The sequence below is a fragment of the Streptomyces sp. AK02-01A genome (assembly GCF_033795305.1).
Classification (GTDB): domain Bacteria; phylum Actinomycetota; class Actinomycetes; order Streptomycetales; family Streptomycetaceae; genus Streptomyces.
On record NZ_JARBAE010000023.1, the window covers coordinates 91,531 to 113,683 of the forward strand.

Consider the following 22,153-nt stretch of genomic DNA (forward strand, 5'->3'; position numbering starts at 1 on the left):
CACATCCCCTTCCACACGGATACGAGAGATACATCTGGATCATCAGAGCCATCCTGCCCCGATCACGCGCCGGTGAGGGGCCGTTCGCCGGATCCCGCCATGCACACGCCTGGTGCGAGCGGCGAGAGCATGACGGCATCGGCCCGGTTCGGGTGTCCGGAGGCGCTCAGCCGTGCGGAAGGCCGAGCAGTGCCTCGCGCACCCGAGGCGCCCGCAGATAGTTACGTACGCGGTGGAAGTCGAACGCGTGGATGACGGTGTGTTCGTCCACCGCCACTCCGTCGAATTGGAGCCCGACTCCGCGCGGCGGGACCGCGACGATGTCACCCGGGTCGGCGAGATTCACCCACCGCCGGACACCGGGCGGCCGTCCTCCCCGCTGACCGAGCGGTGCCGGGTCCAGCCGAGGGAAGACCGCGTGCGGCAGCGCCAATGGCGATCCCAGTGTCACCAACAGCTCCACCGGCGTCTCCGGATGCGCCCACAACGCCTCGTACGCGACCACGGAGCCCAGGGAGTGAGCGACCACCACTTCGGGCCGGTGCGCCGCGATCGCCGCAGCCACCTCGTCCCGCACCGCGCCCCGGACCGACCCGCTCTCCTCCCGCAGATAGGTGGCCACCTCCCGGAAGAACGTGGCCACGAACCACTCGACCCCGGCCCGGCCGGGAAAACGCGTGCGCGCGAGCCACGACACGGCCTGCCGCAGCGGCCAGGTGCCCGGCCCCGCCGGCACACCGCCCCGCGGCAGCAACTCGGCGAGCCAGTCACGCACCATGTGCTGTTCAAAGGCGTCCAGCCCGTCCAGGCCGGTCGGCCCGCCCTGGTGACGGGCCGCCGGGCGCAGCAGATGCGCGTAGTACGCCACCGCGAGGTCGTGACCGCGCCCGTCGTCCGGCCGTCCGCCGCACGTCCGGTCGCCATGCGCGCGCGCCGGATCCGGCCTGTCTCCCAAAGCGTCCCGCCAGACGGCGGCGAGGTTGTCCGATGCCTGCCGCGCGGTCTCGCCCGGCCGGTAGTTGCCCACTCCGTGCACGCCCAGTATCCGTGTCACCGCGCCGCAACTCCCCGCTCCAGCACGACCAGTTCCTGGCCGGTGCCCGCCACCAGCGCACCGTCGCCAGTGATCACGACCGCGCTGACCGGTTCCGGCATCGCGTGTACGACACCGTGCCCGCGCCGCAGATCCCAGATCCGTACGGTCCTGTCCACACCACCGGAGACCGCCACCGGACGTCCGTCCAGCAGTCCACAGGCGACCGCGGTCACAGCCCCGTCATGGCTGCTCAACGGAGGACCCACCGGACGACGCGTCACCAGGTCCCAGCCACGGACAGTCCCCTCGCCGTCCCCGACGACAGCGACCGGCACGCCGTCACACCGCACGCAGCCGACCGCCGTGACCTCGCGGTCACCCTCCCCCGCCGCGACCCGCAGAGGGTCGCCCCACTGTCCCCGCGCCACCAGGTCCCACACCCGCAACGTACCGTCCCGCGCCACACTGACCGCGGCCGGACGGTCCTCGACCACCGTGCAGGCGACAGCCGTGATCCTTCTGGTGTGACCACGCATCGGCCCACCGCTCGGAGCCTGGGCCGTCAGATCCCATATCCGCACGGCCCGGCCGCTCCCCACCACGGCGACGGGCCGGTCGCCGACCATCGTGCACGCCGCCGAGATCATGCTGTCGGCGTCACCGCGCAGCGGACGGCCGAGCGGCAGGCCGGTGGTCAGGTCCCACATCTGGATCCTGCCTCCATGACTTCCCGTCACCGCGACAGGATCACCGCCGACCACGGCACAGACCACAGCGCTGGCGCTGATGTGCTCCGACAGCGGTACGCCGCCCGGTCCGTCCGCCGCCATGTCCCACATCCGCGCTCCGTCGTACCCGGCCGAGACAACGACCGTACGACCGGCCGTACGGGCCGAGGCCAGGGACGTCACTTCCCTCGCGTGCCCGATCCCCGCTCCGGACACCAGCGGGCTCCGCTCCAGATCCCACACCCGCACAGTGCCCTCACCGCCGGCCTGGACCGCCACCGCGCGCCCGTCGAGCCGGGTGCAGGCGACGGACGTCACCGCGTCGACGTGGGCGGTCATCGGTGCTCCGAGCGGCCGGCCCGCCGTCAGGTCCCATGCCTCGACGGAGCCGTCGAAGCTGGTGGTGACGGCGAGCGTGCCGCCGTCGAGCCGGGCGCAGGCCACCGCGTTCACTCCGCCCGCCCGGCCGGTCAGCGGGGAGCCCACGGGGCCGCCGTCCGTCAAGTCCCAGATCCGCAGCGCGCCTTCGCCGCTGGCGACGGCCACCGGACGCCCGGCCCGCTCCGTGCAGGCCACCGCGTTCACACCTCCGGCGCTTCCGGCCAGCGCGCTGCCGCGCAGGCCGCCGCTGTCCGCCACGGTGTCCTCCAGCTCCCACAGCCACAGCGCGCCGTCGCCGCCGGCGACGGCCACGGGCCGGCCCGCGACCTCGGCGCAGGCCACCGTCCGGAACGTGTCGCCGTCCGAGGCGCTCGCCATCGCGCACCGCCGTCCGGCGTCCAGGTCCCAGACCTCCACCACACCCCGGACCCGCGCGGCGTCCCTGCCCGCGGTGACGGCGACACTCCGCCCCGCGATCCGCGCGCACGCCAGGGACCGGATCCGGCCTGCGCTGCCGGTCAGCGGCTTTCCCAGCGGCAGACCCGAGGCCAGATCCCACACCAGCAGCGCGTCGCTGTCGGCGCTGACCGCGACGGGCCGTCCGTCGCGCAGCCGCGTGCACGCCACCGCGAGGACCCTGCCGGTGTGGCCCGGCAGCGGGCCGTGTGCCCGGCGACCGGTCGCCAGGTCCCACACCGACACCGTCCCGTCCGCGCCGCCGGTGACCACGAGCGGCCGCGCCTCGTCCCGCGTGCAGGCCAGCGCGTCCACGGGCCCGGCGCGGAAGGAGTTGCGCAGTGCGGTGCTGACCTGCGTTCCCGTGGCCCAGCGAGGACGCCAACGCGCGGGCTCCAGCGGTTCGGTGAGCGCGGCGAGCAGCGCGGGAACGCGGAAGCGTGCCGCGTCCACGGCGAGCAGTTGGCGCCGGGCCTCGGTGTCGGTGTGCCGGTGGCCGCCGACCGAGGCGCGGTAGACGTCGGCCGCGGCCCTGGCGTGCGGAGTGCCGGCGAGGGCGCAGGCCGCCAGTACGGCGTCCGGGTCGCCGCGCACCAGCAGTTCCGGATCCGTGAGCAGTTCGTCGGCCCGCCCGGCGGCCGCGGCGTGCTCGATGGCGTGCCGGTACAGATACGGTGGCGCGGCCTGCCATGTCCCGGCCGCGTACGCGGCTCCGCGCGGTGCGCGGTACGGAGCGGTGAGGCGGTCGAGGACGGTGCCCTCGTCCAGCGGCGCGGCCTGCCGCAGGTGGTCCGCCAGTCCCTGATGGAAGAGCCGGTGGAGCGTGGTGCCGTCCCGCTCCGGCTCGGTCCGCAGATACGGGCGGAGGTCCTCGTGGAGCAGGTTCCGCACTGTGCCGGGGTCGGCACCTGCCACGGCGGCGACCAGTTCGGCCGGCATGCCCTGGCCCTTCGCGTACGCGAGCACGGTCAGCAGTGTGCGGTGCAGCGCGCCGTCCGGCCGGGCCCGCAGGTCCAGTTCCAGTACCTCGGGCAGGGTGCCGGGGACACGGCTGCCCAGTGTGCCGGCCTCCGCCACGGTGGCCGCCGGGCCCACCGCGGCGAGGTAGCGGACAAACAGGGAGGCCACCAGGAACGCGCCCCAGGGCCGCGACACGTCCATCGGCCTGGTCAGCCGACCGGCGACGACCTCGGCCAGCCGGTCGCGTACGGCGCGGCGTGGCGCGGAGCGGTAACCGGGCAGGTCGGAGAGCACACCGGTGAGATGGGCCGACAGGTCCGCGCGGAGTTCGGCGCGGCTGACGGTGTCCAGGTCGATCACATGGCCCTCGGCGGCGGCGCGTTGCCGTAGCCGCGCGAAGTCCCGCCAGGGCCGCATCCCCACCAGCAGCCGGCACGCGGGCCGTCCGTCAGATCTGCGGGCGTCGGCGAGGGGCAGCAGCAGCCGGGTGGTGAGGCCCGCCGGGTCCAGGGCTTCGTCGACCGCGTCCACGACGACGGACGGCGGCTCGTCCAGCGCCGTCACGGCGGCGACCAGGTCCTCGGGTCCCGGCGCGCCGTCCGGGGATCCGGGCGGCACGAGACGCAACTGCCGTGCGAGGGAGGCGGCGATCTCGGGCAGGGCGCGCTGGCGCGCGTGCAGGGCGACCAGGCCGGGGCGGTACGAGGGACAGCCGGCCGGATCCTGTCCCTGCAGGCGGGCGCGCACGTGCGGTGCGGCAGCCGCCGCCTGCGGGTGGGCCGCGCACACCAGCGCGCCCAGCAGTGCGGACTTGCCCGCGCCGGGGCTGCCGGTCACCACGCAGAGCGCGCTGTCACCGCCGTCCAACCAGCCGACCAGGCGCCGCAGTTGGCCGCGCCGCCCGGTGAAGTGTGAGCCCGCCCGGTCCGCGAAGTGTGCGACGTCCCGCGACTCGGGGCCGCGCGGGCCCGGTGTGTCAGGAGACGTGCGTCCGCCGTCCGGCGGCCGGACATGCGCGGCCGGCCGGACATGCGCGGGCTGTTCGACGGCGGGCGGCAGTGGCAGCGGTGCGGGCAGGTCGTCAACGAAGCCGCGCAGCGTACGGTCCAGGGTCTGCCGGGCGCGCAGCGCCGGATCGTCGGTGTAGCGGGGGTTGGGGAAGAAAGGGAGTTCCGGCTCCGGCAGTGCGGGATCGAGCGGTGTGGAGCAGACCGTCTGCGACAGCCGGCCGGCCCTCTCGGCGTCCGGTCCGGAGACGCGCAGTCCGATGGCACGCGCCACCACGGAAAAGGCGACATAGCGCTGGGAGGGGTGGGTGTCCAGTCCGGTGCGGGCCACTTCGGCCAGTACCTCGGCCACGGCCTCGCTGAACCGGCCGTCATAGGCGTACTCGTTCCGGTCCGCCGCCGCGATCACCCAGGCGGAGGTGTCCCGGCCGGCCTTCTCCTGGAGGAAGGGCAGGCGCGCGGCCCGGCCCGCGTGACACAGGTCCAGCAAAAACAGCGTGGGTCTGCGGAGCTTCTCCACCGTCGACAGCCACTCGCTGACGTTGGTGCCGTTTCCCACCCGGGTGCAGGAGGGTACGACGTCCAGCCGGTCCCGGTCGCCCTGCGGGTCGACGTCGCCGTGGGAGAGGACATGGACGATCCGGCAGCCCTCCTCCACGGCGTGTCCGACGGCGTCACGCAGCGCCGCGGCGTCGGGGTCCAGCACGCGCGTCACCTCGTACCCGAGGTCGCCGAGAGCGCCGGCGACGCCGGGCATGACGTCGTAGACGAAGTCCAGTGGCGGCCAGAGCGCCGCTCCCGTCGGAGGCTCCTCGCCCGCGGACACCGGGGACGCGAAACGCCCCGCTCCCACCAGCAACGCCTTCCACCGCTCCATGAGCGCACCCCGTTCGCCCGCGTCGCGCTACAGCATTGTCCGCGCCCACCGGATGAGCAAATTCCGTACAGCCGCGCCGCGTTGCTCCTCGCCGCGCCGGACAGGAGACATACGAGACGTATCAGCTCCGGCCGCGGAAGGTGCGCCGCGGGTCGGCGACCCGGCGGTCGGGGATTTCCCAGGGAATGAAGCGGCCGCCGTCGTGGTGCGCCCAGGCGCGAGATCATGGGCAGGGCGTGCTCGGGGCCCGGCCGGCACCGGGGCCGGAGCGCTCAGCGCCCGAGCAGGCGGACCGTCTCGTCCCAGAGACGGTCCGCGTCGTTCGCGTCGAGGGCGTAGGCGGCCACGCCGCTCATTCCGGCGCCCGGTTCGGTGACGACGGCCTCGGCGGAGTCCTCGAAGTAGCGTCCGCTCACGCCTCGCACATGCGGAGAGGCGGCCAGCAGGACAGAAGTGGCCGCGCCCTGTTGCGGGGTCTTCCAGCCCGGAGGAACGTCCAAGCGGCGGCCCTGCTCGTCCATCGCGCCCACGAAGCGCAGTTGCGCCACGTCGAGGTGGCGCTGGAGGTTGGTCATGATGCCGCCGGGGTGGAGCGCGTTGGCGGTGATGCCGTCGGCGGCCCACTTCTTGGCCATGGCCACGGTGAACAGGATCGCCGCCGTCTTCGACTGACCGTACGCGGACCAGGCTTCGTACGGCCGTGAGGCGAAGTGGATGTCGTCGAAGACGACCGGAGAAATGAGATGGGCGGCGGAGCTGACAACGACGACCCTGGCCCCTTCCGCGGCGGTGAGTGCCTCACGCAGACCCAGGGTCAGGGCGGCGTGGCCCAGGTGGTTGGTGGCGAACTGCGTCTCCCAGCCCTCCGGGGTCGCGGTGAGCTCCGGCAGCGCCATGACCCCGGCGTTGTTGACGAGGATATGAAGCGGGCCCGTCCAGTCGGCGGTGAAGGCGTCGATGGTGGAGCGGTCCGCCAGATCGAGGAGGGCGACGCGCACGTCGTCGCGTCCCGTGGTGGCGCGGATCTCGGCGGCGGCGCGCTCGCCGGCGTCGGTGTTACGGACGGCCAGGGTCACCTGAGCGCCGGCCGAGGCCAGCGCGCGGGCGGTCTCCAGGCCGATCCCGGACGAGCCGCCCGTGACAACGGCGCGCTTGCCGGTGAGGTCCACGCCGTCGATCACCTCCGCGGCGGTCGACTGCGCGTGAAAGGGAGTCGTGATACGGGACATCGCTGAACTCTCCATGGATCGGTGTGTGGTGGGGAAGGTGGGGAAAGGCGGAACGGGCCCGGGCGGCCGTGGTCAGTGCGCCGCGCGGCAGATCAGCCGCACGGCGCGCCTGATCCGGTCGCGGAACTCCGCGCGATCGGCGGCTGTCTGCTTCCAGGTCAGGGCGGCCGAGAAGAGGACGTCCATGACGTCGTCGGCGGCCAGTTCCTCGCTGAGCAGGCCGGGCGGCGCGAGCGAGTCGATCTGCGCGCCGATCGTCGTCCTGGCTCTTTCCTGGTAGTCGTGGAACATCGAACCGAGCTGCGGCCCGCTGTTCTCCAGCAGTTCGCCGAGGTCTCTGGCCACCTGGGTCTCGACGTACTGGCCCATCAGCGCGTCCAGCGCCGCGACGATCCGCTCCTCGAAGCTCAGCGTCCCGTCGGCGAAGCTCGCCTCCATGGCCTGCTGGGCCCGTTCCATGACGCCCTGCATCGTGGCGCGGTAGAGCTGCTCCTTGTTCGAGAACCGCAGGTACAGAGCCGGCCGGGAGATGCCCGCCGCCTTGGCGACCGCCTCCATCGATGTCTTCTGGAACCCGTAGCGCCCGAACAGACCGAGAGCCGCCGCGAGGACGGCATCGCGCTTGGGGTCGTCGTACTCCATCTCCGTACTGGTCACACCTGACACATTAGACAGTCGTCGGTAATTTGTCTAATGTGTCAGGTGTGAGGCGCCACCGGCGGGAGCCGGCGACATCCCTCGCGCTCGGCGTGACCGCGCGGACGCTCCCGGGCAAGCTCACCGTGACGGCCGGCCCCTCTTCGCCGCGGCGGCGCATCAGAACCCGCAAGGCCAGGCTTGTCCGTTATGAGCGGGGGCTCGCTGGTTCAGCGGGCCAGCGGGATGAACTCGGGCTGGTCCAGCAGGCGCAGCCAGCTTCCATCCGGCTGGCGCCGGACCACCTGGGCCCGAGCACCGGCTCCGTCCCCCGGCGGAGTCGAGGTAAGGGCGATGCCGCCGCTGATCAGAGTCGGGAGGGGCTGTTCCAGCTCAAAGCGCGGTCCGCCGGCCAACACCCTTGCCCACAGCGCGCGGATCGCCTCCCGGCCCACTGTCTGCTCGCCGGGCGGGTAGGCCATCGTCGCGTTCTCTTCGTAGAGTGCGGCGACTCCGTCCGCGTCGCCGGCGTTGGATCGCTCGACGAACAAGCGGGTGATGTCTTCGGGGCGCATGGCCTTCTCGTACTCCGGCACAGATTCCTCCTGGTGTCCGACCTTCAACGTCTCCAGTCTTCGACAGCCGTCAGCCAGAAGTCCAACAGATACATCTTCTGCGAACTAGAATCCACAGTCATGGATCTAAGACAGTTGGAGTACTTCGTCGCGGTCGCGGAAGAGGAGAACTTCACCCGCGCGGCGGAGCGGGTGAGCATCAGCCAGTCCGGCGTCAGCGCCCAGATCCTCAAGCTGGAACGGGAAGTCGGAGCCGAGCTGTTTGACCGATCCGCGCGCGCTGTCACCCTCACCGTCGCCGGGAAGGCGGCCCTCGAACACGCCCGCGCCGCGCTCGCCGCCGCTCAGGCGGTCGGCCAGGCGGTGGGCGAGGTGACAGGCCTGATCCGAGGTCGGCTGACCGTCGGGATGGTCATCGGCTGCACTCTCACGCCCTTGTTCGACGCGCTCGCCGCGTTCCACAGCGCGCATCCCGGAGTGGAGATCTCGCTGCTGGAGGACCGCTCCGACCGGCTTGTCGAGGAAGTGCGAGCCGGCACCATCGACCTGGCTCTCATCGGAACCGCGACTGCCGCGCCCGAGGGCCTGGGCGCGCGGACGATCATCAGCGACCGGCTCGTTGTCGCCGTCCCGGCCGGGCATCCGCTGGCGGAGCCGCGGCGGGTCACTCTGCGGGAGGTGGTCGACTACCCGATCGTGTGTATGCCGTCCGGTACTGGCCTGCGCACGGTGTTCGACGAGGCGTGCGCGGCACAGGGCCTGCGACCCGCGATCGCGCTGCAGGCCAGCGCCGCCGATGCCATCGCTGACCTCGCGGTCCGCGGGCTGGCCATCGCCGTCCTCAGCGAATCGATGGCCGTGCCGTACCGCGATCGGCTCACCGCCCGCACGATCGATGACCTCGAAACACCGGCCTTGCTCGCCATGATCTGGAACAACACACACAGCCCCGCAGTGCGTGCGTTGCTGGTGCAGAGCCGACATGCCTTCGCCAAGTGAAATCCTGGCCGAACGGCCACCGTTGAACAGGCAGCAGGCTGCTGGTCCCGGTGTCCGTCGAGGCAGCGGGCCGTCTCGACGGCCGGAAAGACGCCGAAGGCGTCGCCGAGATCACGCACGCTACGTTCGAGCGGATCTGGCTCACGGCCCGCCACCGACCGGGTGGGACTCGCCGAACACGCCCTAGAATTCGAGCTCGACGTAGTCGATGTCCGTGAACTCCACCAGCAGATCGTGGGCGCGCCGGCCCCGGTCCTTGAAGTACTGCTCCTGGAGACCTTCGGCGGCGATGCGCTGGAGTTCCCGCTCCGCGGCGCCGGCGGTCCGCGCGTCGAAGAGGCGGGCCGCGTACACGGGCGGCAGCGACTGTGTGATCAGCCGGATACGGCCGTCATCGGTACTGCCCGGCGCCGCGGTGAAACCGAACCGTGCGCGGGTCTCGATGACGATGCCGGTGGCGCTCGCGGCCCTCTTCTTGGCCCGCTCACGCACCCGGGGCTGCCAGTCCCGGCGCACCTCCGTGACCATACGGGCCGCGAGGTCCCGGCGCGGGCGCTTGAGTTGCCCCTTGAGGTAGCGCTCCACCGTGCGCTGCGAGACGCCGAGACGCCGCGCGACAGCCTTGGTAGAGCCTCTCTCGTGCTTGACCAGGAACCGCATCCGCGCCTGAGCGGACTGGGGGATCGGGCGGGTGAACGTATTCACTTCGGCCTTGTCGAGGCTGTCGCCCAGGATGCCCATCGTGTGTTCCTACTCTCCGTCGACCGACGCGTCGGTGCCCTTGATGTGCCGGGCGGGGTTGTGGCCTTCTTCGAGCATCCGCACGGCCCACGTCAGGTCCTGGGTGCCTTCGTGCTTGACCATGCCGGGCGATACTCCGAGGCGGAAGCCGCCGGGCAGCGGCTTGCCGTCCTCGGTGCGCGGCAGGAAGTCGAGCGGGCTCGGTCCGTCGGACGGATAGACGGCGCAGTCGGAGAGCACGGCGAGCGGGAAGAGACCCGCGCCCGCGAGTCTGAGCATCTTGCGGTGCATATTGATCCGGGCGCTGGAGATGACGGCCGCGCGGATGTCGGGGCGCCAGGTCGGACGTTCCAGGGCCGGCCAGCGTTCGCCGTACCGGTGCGACACGCCTTGCGGGCGTTCGCGGAGCTTTCCGATACCGCCTTTCACGGTGGCTTTGATCGCGGAGAGCACCAGGCTCCGGCCGGGGTCCGTCTGCTTGTGGGTCTTCATCGCGGCCAGGAAGTCCGGCTCGCTCATCCCGGTTCGGACGCCCAGCTCGTCCATGGTGGCCAGATACGCGTCACGCAGCCGGGTGTACCAGGGATCCAGGTAGGCGCCGTTCTCGGTCCGTACGTACGCCTCGATCGGCCGGACGTCGTCACCGAGCTCCAGCGCGTACGCGACGGTCGGCGTGGCGTACCAGGCCGGACCGGACGGCCGGGCGCCGTGCGGGGTGAACGGGTTCGGCAGTCGCGGGTCGACGACGACATGGGACAGGTCGACCAGCCACGAGCCCGGCAGCTTCTTGTCGAACACCGGTGCCTTCACATGGACGGCGGGGCCGGTGCCGACGATCAGCCGGTTGGCGGCGGCGGCGAACGCCATGTTGACGTCGATACCGACCGCGTACACCTTCGCGCACTCCTCACCGGTCAGCAGATCGACATCGCGGATCCACTCGTACGCCTCCTCGTCGAGGACCTGGTCCGGCGTGCGCCGATGGGCACGCGGATACAGCGCGGCGACGGTTGGATGCTCGTCCGGTGCCTCCGGCGGCGCCGGGTCGGCCGTCGCGGTCAGCGAGCCGGGCATCGGTCCGGACACCCATGTGCCGGTCGCCTCGTCCTTTACGGCCCGGGTCGGCGGACGCAGCGCGGTCATCAGCTCCAGACCCGACACCGCCGTCGAACCGCGCGGAGTGATGACGCGCGCGGCATAGGTCCCCAGGACATGTGCCAGATCCGCCGGCGGCAACTGATCCGCACTGCCCCAGGCGCGGGTGTCGAGAGCGCCCCAGGGCACGATCGCGAACTGCACACACTGGCGCCGGCCGCCCTGCGCCGGACGGTAGACCCGCGCCCATGGGCCGAAGCCGCGCCGCGTGAGCTGCCACTTCGCCTTGGCCAGTTGCTTGAGCACCTTGTGGTCATCGGGCAGCCGCAGGCCCCTGCGGTCCTCCAACCGACCGGGCAGGCCCAGCCGTTCGACGGCCGCCGCGGTGAGCACGATCAGCGGGTCGGCGTCCTTGCCCGACCGGTGCAGCCGCGGCGCGCCGAGCCCGGCGTCCGCGAGCGTCCAGTCGACCAGTGACGCGACCGTCCTGGCCGGGCAGTCCAGCACCAGTCCGCCGGTGTAGGCGTTCCCGTCGCCGTCCAGGACGGCGAGAGGGCCGTTCTCGAAACGCGGGTCCACGGCTCCGGCGAGGACGGTGGCCGGCTCTCTCTTCGGGGCCCTCTTCGCGGCCGGACGGCGCGCCGGCGGCCGGTCCGTCTCCGCCACCGGCAGGGCCTTCGCGGGCGCCGGGACCGGGACGGGCGGGGACGCGGGCACGGCGGGCTCCGGCGTGGTCACCGGTTCCATGATCGCCTCGGGCACCGCCGGGCCGGCCGGGGCCGGGTGGCGGGCCGCGAGACCTTCGAGAAGACGGATGTACGCGGCGCGCTTCGGCGGCCGCGGATCCGTCCGTCCCGACTCCCAGCCGGTGATGGTCTCCCGCCGCACCGACAGAGCCCTCGCGACCTGCTCCTGGCTCAGTCCGCTCGCCTCACGCAGTCGCTTGCGCTCCTCCGGATCCGGCAACGCCTCCTGCGCGGCCACCTCCTCCAGAAGCGCGTCGACCGACGCGAAAAGCTCATCCTGGCCATGGGGCACAGAGATCACCTCCGTCCTGATCATAGACGGAGCGAACAGTCGAATTAACCTGGAACGCACGAGAGGCGAGAGGCTTCAGGAAGCCGCCGTCCGACCGGGAACAGCGCTCTCCCATCGCCGTGACCGCGATCCCATTCGAACAGACATACCTTTCAGATGTGGAGCCGGCCGATTTCCCTCAGGACCTCCGTGACGCGCAGCGGGAGCTGCACCGGACGCGCGAGGCGTACGAGGCGTTCTGCCGCGAGCTGCCCTGGAGCGTGGAACCGGCGCCGGGCTGGAGCGGCGACAGGACCCCGTACAGCGAGTACCGGCCGGATTTTCCGGACAGTCCCGGCTACAGCGAGGAGCAGAAGGCCGAGGAGGCTCGGCTGCGCGGGCGGCTGCTGGAGCTGTCGGTGGCCGTGTCGACGCATCCGTACTGGTCAACGCTCGAACGCGGCGCTGTCGTGGAAGCGCGGATGGAACTGAAACGGGTCGCGCGCGAGCCTCCTCCACGGGAGTGGCGCCCCGCCGGGTCGGACGGGCCGTAGTACCGGGCACTCCTCACCGTCCGGCACAGGACCTGACCCGTTACGGACCGGCCCCGCCGGCACGAGCGGAATCGGCAGCGCGAGCGGGACCGGCGGCCGGCCGTCGAGCGAAGGCGGGAGCCGATTCCGGCCGGAACCCGATCGCGAACAGACAGGCCGGCAGGATCAGCAGTCGGGGATGGCGTTTCAGCAGCACTCGCAGCCTGTTCGGCTCAGTGTGTGCGGACGCCGCGTTTGTCTCGCGCAGCGCCGGCGCGATGGTGAACCGGTGCATCAGCCGCTGGACGGTCTGTGTGACCAGAGTCGACGGAATCCGCCGCCGCTGAATTCTTCGCAGCGTCCGTGGCCGTACGCTTCCTGTGCGCAGTGGTCCCGCCAGCAAGCGGGCCGCGGCCACCGCGTCCTGCACCGCCAGATTGATACCGACGCCACCGACCGGCGACATCGCGTGGGCCGCGTCACCGATGCACAGCAGGCCGTCGCGGTACCAACGACGCAGACGGTTCAACTGGACGCCGAGCACCTTCACATCGTCCACGGAGCGGAGCTCCTCCACCCGGTCGGCGAGCCAGGGTGCGATCTCCGCGACGGTCCGTCTCATCGCTTCGATTCCTCCCGCGCGCCACTGTCCGTCGGTGCCCTTTCTGATCGGCAGTGCCAGTTGGAAGTAGTCACCGCGGTCGATGTAGACCAGCATTCCGCCACCGCCGATCACCATGCCCAGACCTTTCCGGTCGGTGGGCCGACGGGACAGCCTGAACCACTCGATATCCATGGGAGTGGGCCAGGATTTCATCGGGAGACCGCTGTCGGCGCGCAACACCGAATCCCGTCCGTCACAGCAGACAACCAGGTCCGCGTACAGCTCTCCCGTGTTGTTCCGCTCGTCGCGGTGGCGCACGCCAACGACCTTGTCGCCGTTGGTGATCAGCACGGTGGCGGCGGTCTTCATACTGATCCGGAAGGTCGGCTCACGCTCGGCGGATTCCAGCAGCATTCCGAGGAAGTCCCACTGCGGAACCATGGCGATGTGTTTGTGGGCGCCGGGGAGCAGACCAAAGTCCATGGCCACCGAGTCGTCCGTGCCGACGGGCAAGGTCAGAGAGGTGATCAGCCGGTGCGGCAGCCGTGCGAACTCGTCTCCGAGGCCGAGCTGGTCCAGCAGTGTCAGTGTGCTCGCGTGCACGGTGTCTCCGCGGAAATCCCGCAAGAAGTCACCGTGCTTCTCCAGCACGGTGACGTCGACATCTCCTCGGGCCAGGAGCAGCGCGAGCATCATGCCCGCCGGGCCGCCACCGACGATCGCGCAAGTGGTGCGGGTGACTGCCGTGTCAGTCATAACACCCTCCTCGCCTCAACGACTACCAAGAATACTTCGCCGCACCTCGTCGTTGTTTTCTTCCCACGCCTGATCTGACGATGTGCCAGATACTCGGTGCTGGAAGACCACGGCGTTCCCGGTGCGGCCGGCAGGCTCTTGAGACAGAAGACGACCGCCTCGGCGACGGAAAGAGGCCTCGGCGACGGAAACAGCATCACGATCGGCCGGGCCCGCGACTACGCTCCGTCGCCCGTGGCCGTGGCACAGGCCGGATGTCCCCAGCCCTCCGGATTCTTGGCGATGGACTCGCCGGCGGCGTACGAGCGTCCGCAGCGGCAGCGGCCGGGAAACTTGGCGTTGAGTGTCCTCTTCGAGCCCCCCGTGGTACGCGGCCGTGACGCGGCCGCCGTCTTCGCCGTACCACCGGAGGAGCCCCGACGGGCGCCACCGGACCGTGGCGTGTCCGGAGAGGGCGGCGGCTCCGGCGAGCCGTGCTCGCTGCCGGCGGCCCGCTGGGCGAGCGCCGCCTGGCTCGCGGCCCGGTCCGCGAAGTCGTTGAGCCGGTCCCCGTCGACCTGGTGCGCCGGTACGTAACGGAACTCCACGGAGCGGCCGTCGAGCAGCGCGTCAATGCTGACGACCAGCTCCTGGTTGGCGACCGGCTGGCCGGCGGATGTCTTCCAGCCCTTGCGTTTCCAACCGGGCAGCCAGGTGGTGACCGCCTTCATCGCGTACTGGGAGTCCATCCGGATCTCCATCGGGACATCCGGCGCGGTAGCCGTCAACAGGCTCTCCAGCGCGGTCAGTTCCGCGACATTGTTGGTCGCTCTGCCCAGCGGGCCGGCCTCCCAGCGGACGACGGTCCCATCGCCGTCGGCGATGACCCAGGCCCAGCCCGCGGGCCCGGGATTTCCTTTCGACGCCCCGTCACACGCGGCGATAACACGTTCAGCCATGTCCTCGATCATGCCAGTGCGGTGACTCGCCCAGGACCGCGCCCTCGCCTCTCCGTCCTTCGCGGCCCGCGTCGGACGAGGGCCGACACGGTGACCGGCCGGCCGATGACCGTCCCGGGCGCGTCAGGCGTGGGCCGGCGGAGCTGTGCCGTGTCATCGGGGCCGCAGGCCGGCCACCAGTGTTTCGACGGTCTCGGACACCAGTGTGTCGAGGGGCCTGCCGCTGTTCATGCCCGTGGCGGCGAGGACCGCGAGGCCCTGGAGGACGGCGAGAACGGTCATGTCGACGCGGCCGGTGGTATCGGCGTCGATGTCACCGCGGGCCCGTGCGTCCGCGAGCAGCCGGACGGGAGCGGCGAACGCCCGGTCGTTGGCCTGGCGCAGTCGTGCGCCACCGGTGCCGTCCTTGGAGGTGTGCATCAGACCGAGCAGGGCGCCGTGTTCGACCGCGAAGGCGACATACACCTGGGCGAAGGTCACCAGGCGTTCGGTGAATTCACCTTCGCCGCCGAGGGCCGCGTCGAGTCTGCGGCCCAGCCGCTCGTAGCCCTCCTCGGCCAGCGCGTCGAGCAGGGCCCGCTTGTCGGGAAAGTGACGCCGCGGGGCGCCATGGCTCACTCCGACCTCGCGGGCCAGTTCCCGCAGGGACAGCCCGTCCACGCCATCAGCGGCGAGCATCCGCTCCGCCTGTCGGAGCAGAGCGGTCCGCAGATCTCCATGGTGGTAGGGCCGAGGTGTGGTCACCGGGTCACCTTACCTCGATGTTGTCATTGACTACAATGTATCCACCGCCTACATTGACGTCATGACCACTTCCACGCGCACCACCTCCTGGACCCTCACCGACCTCCCGCCCCAGAGAGGCCGCACGGTGCTTGTCACCGGCGCCGGCGGCGGCATCGGTCTGGAGACCGCCCGGGCGCTGGCGTCCGCCGGCGCCCGGGTCGTCCTGGCCGTCCGGGATGTCGACACCGCGCGGCAGGCGGCGGATCGGATCGGCGGCAGCACCGAGGTGCTGCGTCTCGACCTGGCCGATCTGTCGTCGGTCCGGCGGTTCGCGGCCGCGTGGGACCGGCCTCTCGACATCCTGGTCAACAACGCGGGCGTGGCCAATGTGCCGTTGCTACGGACCAGGGACGGCTTCGAACCGCACTTCGGCACCAACCACTTGGGGCACTTCGCACTGACGAATCTGCTGCTGCCCCGGATCACCGGCCGCGTGGTGACCGTCGCCTCCAACGCCCACAGGCGCGCGAGCCTCGATCTCGACGACCTCAACTGGGAGCGGCGGCCGTACCGCGCCGCCGCGGCGTACGGTCAGTCCAAGCTCGCCAACCTGCTGTTCACGCGGGAGCTCCAGCGCCGTCTGACGGCGTCCGGCTCCGCACTGCGCGCCGTCGCGGCACACCCCGGTGCGGCCACCACCGGACTCAACCGCCATCTCGGTCCCGTCATGACCCTGGTCGCCGCCACCGTCGGACGGCTCGTCATGCAGAGCGGCCCGGCCGGAGCGCTCCCGACGCTGTTCGCGGCCACCGAGGACATCCCCGGCGCGAGTTATGCCGGACCCGACGGACGAGGAGAGCAGCGCGGCCACCCCACGCTTGTCGGCCGCAGCTCGGCGGCCGAGGACGACGCTCTGGCCCGGGAGCTCTGGGACCGGTCCGAGGATCTCACCGGGACGGCCTACCCGCTGCCTCTGCCGTGACGTCGTCGCGGCAGCGGCTCCCGGGCATCGCGGCGCCCGCGGTGGTGCGAGGCGTACGCGCCGCTCATCCCGCTCCGGCCGGGTTCAGCCGTCGAACGCCTCCTTCAAGGCGGCCAGGCCGTCGCTGTAGACGCCATGGAACAAGGCGATCGCCTCGTCCTCGCTCACACCGGCGGGAGTGAAGGTGCCGGACCATTCCACGACTGCCGCGCCCTCACCCGCCGCATCGCTCACCTTGATCGTCGACAGATAGGCGGTGACCGGGAAAGGAGCCTGCTCGATCGAGTAGCTGTAGGTGCGGCCGGCGTTGTCGAAGGCTTCGAGTCGTTCGACCACCACCTCGTCGTCCGCGGTGGCGAGGGTGCGCAGCCGACCGCCCTCGCTCAGGACACTGCTGGTGATGAAGGGCAGCCAGTCGGGCAGTGCGCCGAAGCCGCCGATGAGCTGCCAGACCTTGTCGGCGGTCGCGGGGATTTCCAGCGAGACCGAGGTGGCGGCGGAAGCGGGCGTAGTGGTCATGGTGTTTCTCCAGCCGTGGTTCCGTGCGAAGGAAGCGGTGCGGGTGGCAGGGCCGAGTGGGCGTGCGCGGGCTGTGCCACGGTCTCAGACGGTGGGGGTCGGAGCGCCGGGAGCGATCAGGTGCTCCTCTCGCAGCGCCGCCCAGAACTCGCCGGGGACCGGAGCGTCGAGCGCCGCCACGTCCTCCGCGATCCGGCTGGGCCGGGTGGCGCCGGGAATGACCGCCGCGACGGCCGGGTGGGCCGTCGAGAACTGCAGCGCGGCCGACTTGATGCCGACACCGAACCGTTCGGCCACGGCCTTGACGCGCTCCACCCTGGCGATGATCTCGGGCGACGCCTCCTGGTATTCGAAGTGTGTGCCGCCGGCCAGAATGCCCGAGCTGTAGGGACCGCCGACCACGATGTCGACATCCTGGCGCTCGGCCGCGGGCAGCAGCCGCTGCAGGGCACGCTCGTGGTCGAGCAGTGTGTAGCGGCCGGCCAGCAGGAAGGCGTCGGGGCTGGGTTCGTCCAGGTCGAGAGTGAGCTCAAGAGGCTCGACGCGGTTGACACCCAGGCCCCACGCCTTGATGACGCCTTCCTCGCGCAGCCGGGTCAGAACGCGGAAGGCCCCTGTGCGCGCCGACTCGTAGACGGACAGCCACTCGTCGCCGTAGAAGTCCTGGGCCACGTCATGCACCCAGACGATGTCGAGGCGGTCGGTCCTCAGCCGCTTGAGGCTGTCCTCGACGGAGCGCAGGGTGGCGTCGGCGGAGTAGTCGTTGATCATCTTGTTGGGACGGCCGTGCTCGAACAGTCCGCCCTTCTCGCCGAGGTCGCGGACCGCCGGGTCCTCCACCTCGTCCAGGATCACCCGGCCGACCTTCGTACTCAGGACGTAAGCGTCACGCGGATGCTCCGCCAGCACGTCGCCGAGCCGGATCTCGGCCAGACCGGCGCCGTAGAACGGAGCGGTGTCGAAGTAGCGGATGCCCGAGTCCCAGGCCGCGCGCACGGTGGCCGCCGCCTCTTCCTCGGGGATCGCGCGGAACATGTTGCCGAGCGGTGCGGTGCCGAAGCCGAGCCGGCCGGGCAGCAAGGAGCTGATGGTCATGAGAGAACTTCCTGAAAGCGGGAGGTGAGGGTGTGCTGGATCCGGACGGGCCGGGGCCCGGCGGGCGCGGCTGTCGCGCCGCGCCCGCCGACGGCGCGCCCGGGAGCCGACGGTTCAGTTGAGGGTGTCGGGATCCGGGCCGGTACGCATGCCACGGTCCAGCGCGGTGATCGCGTCGAGGTCGTCCTGGGTGAGGGCGAAGTCGAAGACGTCGATGTTCTCGCGGATACGCGCGGGAGTGACGGACTTGGGGATCACGATGTTACCGAGCTGCAGGTGCCAGCGCAGAACCACCTGCGCGGCGGACTTGCCGTGCCGCTCGGCGATCCCGGTTATCGCCTCGTCCTTGAGCAGCGCGCCCTGGGCCAACGGGCTCCATGCCTCGGTGGCGATGTTGTGCTTCGCGTGGAAGGCGCGCAGTTCGCTCTGCTGAAGGCCCGGGTGGAGCTCGATCTGGTTGACCGCGGGGACGATGCCGGAGTGGTCCAGCAGTCGCCGCAGGTGCGCGGGCTGGAAGTTGGACACACCGATGGCGCGGGTGCGCCCGTCGGCGAGGAGCTTCTCCAGTGCGCGCCAGGTGTCGAGGTACGTGTCACGCGCCGGAGTGGGCCAGTGGATGAGGTACAGGTCGACGTAGTCCAGACCGAGCTTTTCCAGTGCGGTGTCGAAGGCGGTCAGGGTGGTGTCGTAGCCCTGGTCGTCGTTCCACAGTTTGGTGGTGACGAACAGCTCGTCGCGGGCCGTCCCGGAGGAGGCGAGGGCTCGTCCGACGCCGGCCTCGTTGCCGTAGACGGCCGCGGTGTCGATGCTGCGGTAGCCGGCCTCCAGTGCGCTGGTGACGGCGGCGGTGGTCTCCTGGTCGGAAACCTGGAAGACACCGAAGCCGAGCTGCGGGACGGTGACACCGTTGTTCAGGGTGAGCTTCGGTACGGAACTCATGATGTCCTTGACTCTTTCGGGTTGTGCGGTGGTCCGGTGCCGGCCCGGGATACGGGACGGCACCTGATCGGAGGTCAGTTGGCCGTACGGTGCGGCGGGCCTCAGCGATGAACGGCGGGGACATGCTCCGCCTCGGCGGGCGCCGGACCGGTGTCGGTGTCGGAGCGCGCACGGTGACCGGCGCCGCGTTCCAGAGCGCTGGAGACAACCGCGAGGAGCAGCGCGGCAGCGGCGAGCGCGGCACCGACCCAGTTCGGCGCGGTGTAGCCGAGGCCCCTGGCGATGACGATCCCGCCCAGCCAGGCGGAGAGCGCGTTGCCCAGGTTGAAGGCGCCGATGTTGACCGCCGACGCCAGTGTCGGCGCGCCGGCCGCCTGGTCGAGGACGCGCTTCTGCAACGGTGGCACCGTCGCGAAGCCCAGTGCTCCGATCAGGAAGATCGTGACGGCCGCCAGGGCCTTGTTGTGCGCCGTCAGTGTGAACAGGGCGAGGACCACGGCCAGCGAGCCCAGCGCGGTGTACAGCATGGGCATCAGGGCCCGGTCGGCGAACTTGCCGCCGGTCAGGTTGCCCACGACCATGCCGAGTCCGAACAGGACCAGCAGCCAGGTCACGGAGGAGTCCGCGAAGCCTGTCACGTCCGTCATCATCGGCGCGATGTACGTGATCGCGGCGAAGACTCCGCCGAAGCCGAGCACGGTCATCGCCATCGCCAGCAGCACCTGCACATTGCGGAACGCACCGAGCTCGTGGCGCAGATGTACGCCTTCGGGCCTGGGCATGTCCGGCACCAGCTTGGCGATGCCCAGCAGCCCGAGCACACCCAGCCCGGCGACGATGAAGAAGGTGACCCGCCAGCCGGCACTCTGGCCGACGAAGGTCCCCAGCGGCACGCCGACGACATTGGCGACGGTCAGGCCCGTGAACATCATCGCGATGGCCCCGGCCTTCTTCTCGGGCGCGACCACCTCGGCCGCGACGACCGAGCCGATACCGAAGAACGCGCCGTGTGCGAGCGAGGCAACGATCCGGCCGACGAGCATGACCCCGAAGACGGGGGCCAGCGCGGAAACGACATTGCCGATGACGAACAGCCCCATCAGCAGCATCAGCATGTTCTTACGGGAGATCCTGGTACCGAGGACCGTCATGAGCGGGGCACCGGCCACGACGCCGAGTGCGTACCCGGTGACCAGGTAACCGGCGGTGGGAACCGAGACGCCGAAATCGGAGGCGACCTCGGGAAGCAGCCCCATGATCACAAACTCTGTGGTGCCGATCCCGAAGGCCCCGATGGCGAGGGCCAGGAGGGCGAGAGGCATGGGAGAAACCTTCCATCGATATGCGGTAGCGCCTTACGAGCGTCCACAATAATTGCATGCGCCGGATAATTGCAAACGGAAGTATTGTAGACGCGTCCTATCTCAAGGCTCCGGGTCCACCACCCGGCCGGGGACCCGCTGCCGCCAGGAGGCACCCATGACCGCCACAGATCCCGCGCTGACCGCCCTCGCCCAAGGCTGGTGCGCGCTCTCCCTGCTCCACGGGAAAATCGAGTCCCGTGTCGAACGGGAACTGCAGAGACAGCACGGACTCAGCGTCCGCGAGTACTCGCTGCTCGACGTCCTCAGCCGCCAGCACGACGGAGTCGGCGGCCATCTGCAGATGAAGCAGGTCGCGAACGCCGTCGTCCTGAGCCAGAGCGCGACCACCCGGCTGGTCACACGCCTTGAGGACCGTGGACTGCTCGCCCGCTATCTGTGCCCGACCGACCGGCGCGGTATCTACACCAACGTCAGCGAGGCCGGCACGGAGCTGCTCGACCGGGCGCGGCCCACCAATGACGCGGCCCTGCGCGAGGCACTGGACGAGGCCGCCGAGGACCGGGAACTCGCTCCTCTGGTGCGGGCCGTCGAGTCACTCAAGGCCGCGGCCTGACCGCCCGCCGGCCGCCGGCGACCTCTCCCGGAAAGCGACGAAGGTCCCCGGCTTTCACCGGGGACCTTCTGGCGCGTGTGGTCGGTCGAGCGGCCGCCGCCCGGCGTGACAGGACGCGCGGGCAGCGAGCCGCGTCGCCTCCGGTCAGACCGCCGTGGCCGGCACGGCGTCGGTCGGCCGCGTCCCGGTCCGTGCGACCTGGGCCGCCGTGATCTCCCGGATCGCCAGGAGCAGCATGATTCCGGAGGTGGTGCTGAGCAGTGCCACGTAAGGAGAGAACATCGGATTCGTTGTGGAGCTCGTGACGGCCAAGGCCACCGGCACCTTGACCAGCCGAGTCCACCACCACCCTTCGACCAGCAGGCTTCTACCGGAGAGGCCGCTCGCCCGGCGGGTGTCGAGAGTGACCCGGCGCGGTATCCAGAACATGGCCACCGGGATGAACCAGCCTCCGATCGCGAAGCCCGGTCTGTAGCGGTGGGTGCCGGGCGCGAACGCTTCCGCGTTGAGCCGACAGCGGCGGAGCCAGCAGATCAGCACAACGAACGAGACGCCCGTCACCAGCGCCATGACCTGCATGGCCTGCGGGAAGTCCTCCGCCGCGCCCTCGCCGAGCAGCACCAGTGCGAACTGCGTCAGCAACTCGACACAGATCACGACCTGGGCGGCGATCGCCAGCCGCCTCGGATCGCTCACCGTCGGCACGGTGGGCGCTGATACGGCGTCGACTGTTTCCGGTTGCACGATAACCCCATGGAGAGAAGGACTGCGGCGCTGATCACGCGCAGAGACGATGAGCAACCTAGCGCCGCGCGGTGAACGCGTCCAAGGACTTGATCATCCTCTGGAAGCCGGCACGCCCGGATCATCGCGCATGGCTCCGGCAGCTCCGCCGTCCGGAAGGAAACGCCGACGAACATCAACGAGCGTCACCGAAAGGCATAGTGAGGCACGCACAGATTTTTCCCGCCATACAGCCGGGAGTTTGTGTGCGCACGTCAAAAAATTGCATGCAGTCATCTTGTCCATGCATTGCCTTGTCCATAGGTTGTCTACGAGTGGCCCGCCGGGACGCGGGTCACTCCCTGTGCTCCGAACGGTCCGCAATGTCTTCGTGCCCGCGCCGCCGGGCTCTGCCCGTGAGCCGCCGGCCGATCAGCCGATAGCGAGGAATCCCGTGAGCATCTCCAGACGGTCCGTCATCGTGTCCGCACTCGCCGGCGCCGCCACCGTCGGCGGCGGTCTGCCGGGTGTCACGACGGCGACAGCCGCGCCGGCCGCCCCGGCCGCGTCTCCTCCGGGTGATGTGGTCGGTAAAATCACCGTGGGTTATCAGGGCTGGTTCGCGTGTATCGGTGACGGTGCGCCGATCAACAGTTGGTGGCA

19 protein-coding genes and 1 pseudogene are annotated in these 22,153 nt (G+C 70.6%); 5 read left to right on the plus strand and 15 right to left on the minus strand.

All coding sequences use genetic code 11. The annotated features are described in order from the left end of the window. Positions 1 to 166: 166 nt before the first annotated feature. The 5 genes from PV679_RS21580 to PV679_RS21600 all read right to left on the minus strand — a co-directional run bounded on the left by PV679_RS21580 (position 167) and on the right by PV679_RS21600 (position 7,906). Positions 167 to 1,054 (minus strand): serine peptidase, encoded by an 888-nt coding sequence (locus tag PV679_RS21580; RefSeq protein WP_319681976.1) that lies wholly within the window; start codon positions 1,052 to 1,054, stop codon positions 167 to 169. Beyond that, the gene (locus PV679_RS21585) at positions 1,051 to 5,445 is read right to left on the minus strand and encodes a caspase family protein (RefSeq protein ID WP_319681977.1); all 4,395 of its coding nucleotides are present in this window, start codon (positions 5,443 to 5,445) and stop codon (positions 1,051 to 1,053) included. Before PV679_RS21585 ends, PV679_RS21580 begins: the two co-directional genes overlap by 4 nt. Before the next feature lie 272 nt (positions 5,446 to 5,717). Next, positions 5,718 to 6,674, minus strand: a complete 957-nt coding sequence (locus PV679_RS21590) for an SDR family NAD(P)-dependent oxidoreductase (protein WP_319681978.1) — start codon at positions 6,672 to 6,674, stop codon at positions 5,718 to 5,720. A gap of 72 nt (positions 6,675 to 6,746) precedes the next feature. Then, positions 6,747 to 7,331 carry a TetR/AcrR family transcriptional regulator gene (locus tag PV679_RS21595; protein WP_319681979.1) on the minus strand — a complete coding sequence of 195 codons (585 nt, stop codon included), beginning with the start codon at positions 7,329 to 7,331 and terminating at the stop codon, positions 6,747 to 6,749. A gap of 209 nt (positions 7,332 to 7,540) precedes the next feature. Continuing rightward, on the minus strand, positions 7,541 to 7,906 hold the full coding sequence (locus PV679_RS21600) for a YybH family protein (RefSeq protein WP_319681980.1): 366 nt from the start codon (positions 7,904 to 7,906) through the stop codon (positions 7,541 to 7,543). Between the two features lie 99 nt (positions 7,907 to 8,005). On the opposite strand from PV679_RS21600, the gene PV679_RS21605 reads away from it, so the two are divergent. Then, the gene (locus PV679_RS21605; protein WP_319682003.1) at positions 8,006 to 8,884 is read left to right on the plus strand and encodes a LysR family transcriptional regulator; all 879 of its coding nucleotides are present in this window, start codon (positions 8,006 to 8,008) and stop codon (positions 8,882 to 8,884) included. Positions 8,885 to 9,067: 183 nt separating this feature from the next. Here PV679_RS21605 and tpg read toward each other — a convergent pair whose 3' ends face one another. Next, positions 9,068 to 9,625, minus strand: a complete 558-nt coding sequence (gene tpg / locus PV679_RS21610; RefSeq protein WP_319681981.1) for a telomere-protecting terminal protein Tpg — start codon at positions 9,623 to 9,625, stop codon at positions 9,068 to 9,070. Between the two features lie 9 nt (positions 9,626 to 9,634). Continuing rightward, positions 9,635 to 11,782, minus strand: coding sequence for a telomere-associated protein Tap (gene tap / locus PV679_RS21615; protein ID WP_416069772.1), 2,148 nt, complete (start codon positions 11,780 to 11,782; stop codon positions 9,635 to 9,637). A gap of 134 nt (positions 11,783 to 11,916) precedes the next feature. Here tap and PV679_RS21620 point away from each other — a divergent pair, with 134 nt between their 5' ends. After that, positions 11,917 to 12,291, plus strand: a complete 375-nt coding sequence (locus PV679_RS21620; protein WP_319681983.1) for a hypothetical protein — start codon at positions 11,917 to 11,919, stop codon at positions 12,289 to 12,291. Between the two features lie 40 nt (positions 12,292 to 12,331). Here PV679_RS21620 and PV679_RS21625 read toward each other — a convergent pair whose 3' ends face one another. The 3 genes from PV679_RS21625 to PV679_RS21635 all read right to left on the minus strand — a co-directional run bounded on the left by PV679_RS21625 (position 12,332) and on the right by PV679_RS21635 (position 15,312). Continuing rightward, positions 12,332 to 13,630: an FAD-dependent oxidoreductase gene (locus PV679_RS21625; RefSeq protein WP_319681984.1), complete on the minus strand. Its 1,299-nt coding sequence runs from the start codon at positions 13,628 to 13,630 to the stop codon at positions 12,332 to 12,334. A 218-nt stretch (positions 13,631 to 13,848) separates the two neighbouring features. After that, positions 13,849 to 14,580 (minus strand): ribonuclease H, encoded by a 732-nt coding sequence (locus tag PV679_RS21630; RefSeq protein ID WP_319681985.1) that lies wholly within the window; start codon positions 14,578 to 14,580, stop codon positions 13,849 to 13,851. A 141-nt stretch (positions 14,581 to 14,721) separates the two neighbouring features. Further along, positions 14,722 to 15,312, minus strand: a complete 591-nt coding sequence (locus tag PV679_RS21635; RefSeq protein ID WP_319681986.1) for a TetR/AcrR family transcriptional regulator — start codon at positions 15,310 to 15,312, stop codon at positions 14,722 to 14,724. 61 nt (positions 15,313 to 15,373) lie between these two features. Here PV679_RS21635 and PV679_RS21640 point away from each other — a divergent pair, with 61 nt between their 5' ends. Then, positions 15,374 to 16,276, plus strand: coding sequence for an oxidoreductase (locus PV679_RS21640; protein ID WP_319681987.1), 903 nt, complete (start codon positions 15,374 to 15,376; stop codon positions 16,274 to 16,276). 84 nt (positions 16,277 to 16,360) lie between these two features. Here the strand turns inward: PV679_RS21640 and PV679_RS21645 are convergent, their stop codons facing one another. From PV679_RS21645 to PV679_RS21660, 4 genes are all read right to left on the minus strand, one after another. Next, a complete protein-coding gene (locus tag PV679_RS21645) occupies positions 16,361 to 16,795 on the minus strand; it encodes an SRPBCC family protein (RefSeq protein ID WP_319681988.1) in 435 nt (144 codons plus the stop codon). 84 nt (positions 16,796 to 16,879) lie between these two features. Further along, a complete protein-coding gene (locus PV679_RS21650; protein ID WP_319681989.1) occupies positions 16,880 to 17,890 on the minus strand; it encodes an aldo/keto reductase in 1,011 nt (336 codons plus the stop codon). A gap of 114 nt (positions 17,891 to 18,004) precedes the next feature. Further along, positions 18,005 to 18,829 (minus strand): aldo/keto reductase, encoded by an 825-nt coding sequence (locus PV679_RS21655; protein ID WP_319681990.1) that lies wholly within the window; start codon positions 18,827 to 18,829, stop codon positions 18,005 to 18,007. 101 nt (positions 18,830 to 18,930) lie between these two features. Further along, positions 18,931 to 20,151 (minus strand): MFS transporter, encoded by a 1,221-nt coding sequence (locus tag PV679_RS21660; RefSeq protein ID WP_319681991.1) that lies wholly within the window; start codon positions 20,149 to 20,151, stop codon positions 18,931 to 18,933. Positions 20,152 to 20,308: 157 nt separating this feature from the next. On the opposite strand from PV679_RS21660, the gene PV679_RS21665 reads away from it, so the two are divergent. Beyond that, complete coding sequence (locus tag PV679_RS21665; protein WP_319681992.1) at positions 20,309 to 20,767, plus strand: MarR family winged helix-turn-helix transcriptional regulator; 459 nt, start codon at positions 20,309 to 20,311, stop codon at positions 20,765 to 20,767. Positions 20,768 to 20,911: 144 nt separating this feature from the next. Here PV679_RS21665 and PV679_RS21670 read toward each other — a convergent pair whose 3' ends face one another. Beyond that, entirely contained in the window at positions 20,912 to 21,463 is a 552-nt protein-coding gene (locus tag PV679_RS21670; RefSeq protein WP_319681993.1) for a DUF4328 domain-containing protein, read from the minus strand. Positions 21,464 to 21,944: 481 nt separating this feature from the next. Between PV679_RS21670 and PV679_RS21675 the strand changes: the two are divergent. After that, positions 21,945 to 22,153 (plus strand): annotated as a pseudogene (locus PV679_RS21675) (xylosidase); the annotation flags it as partial.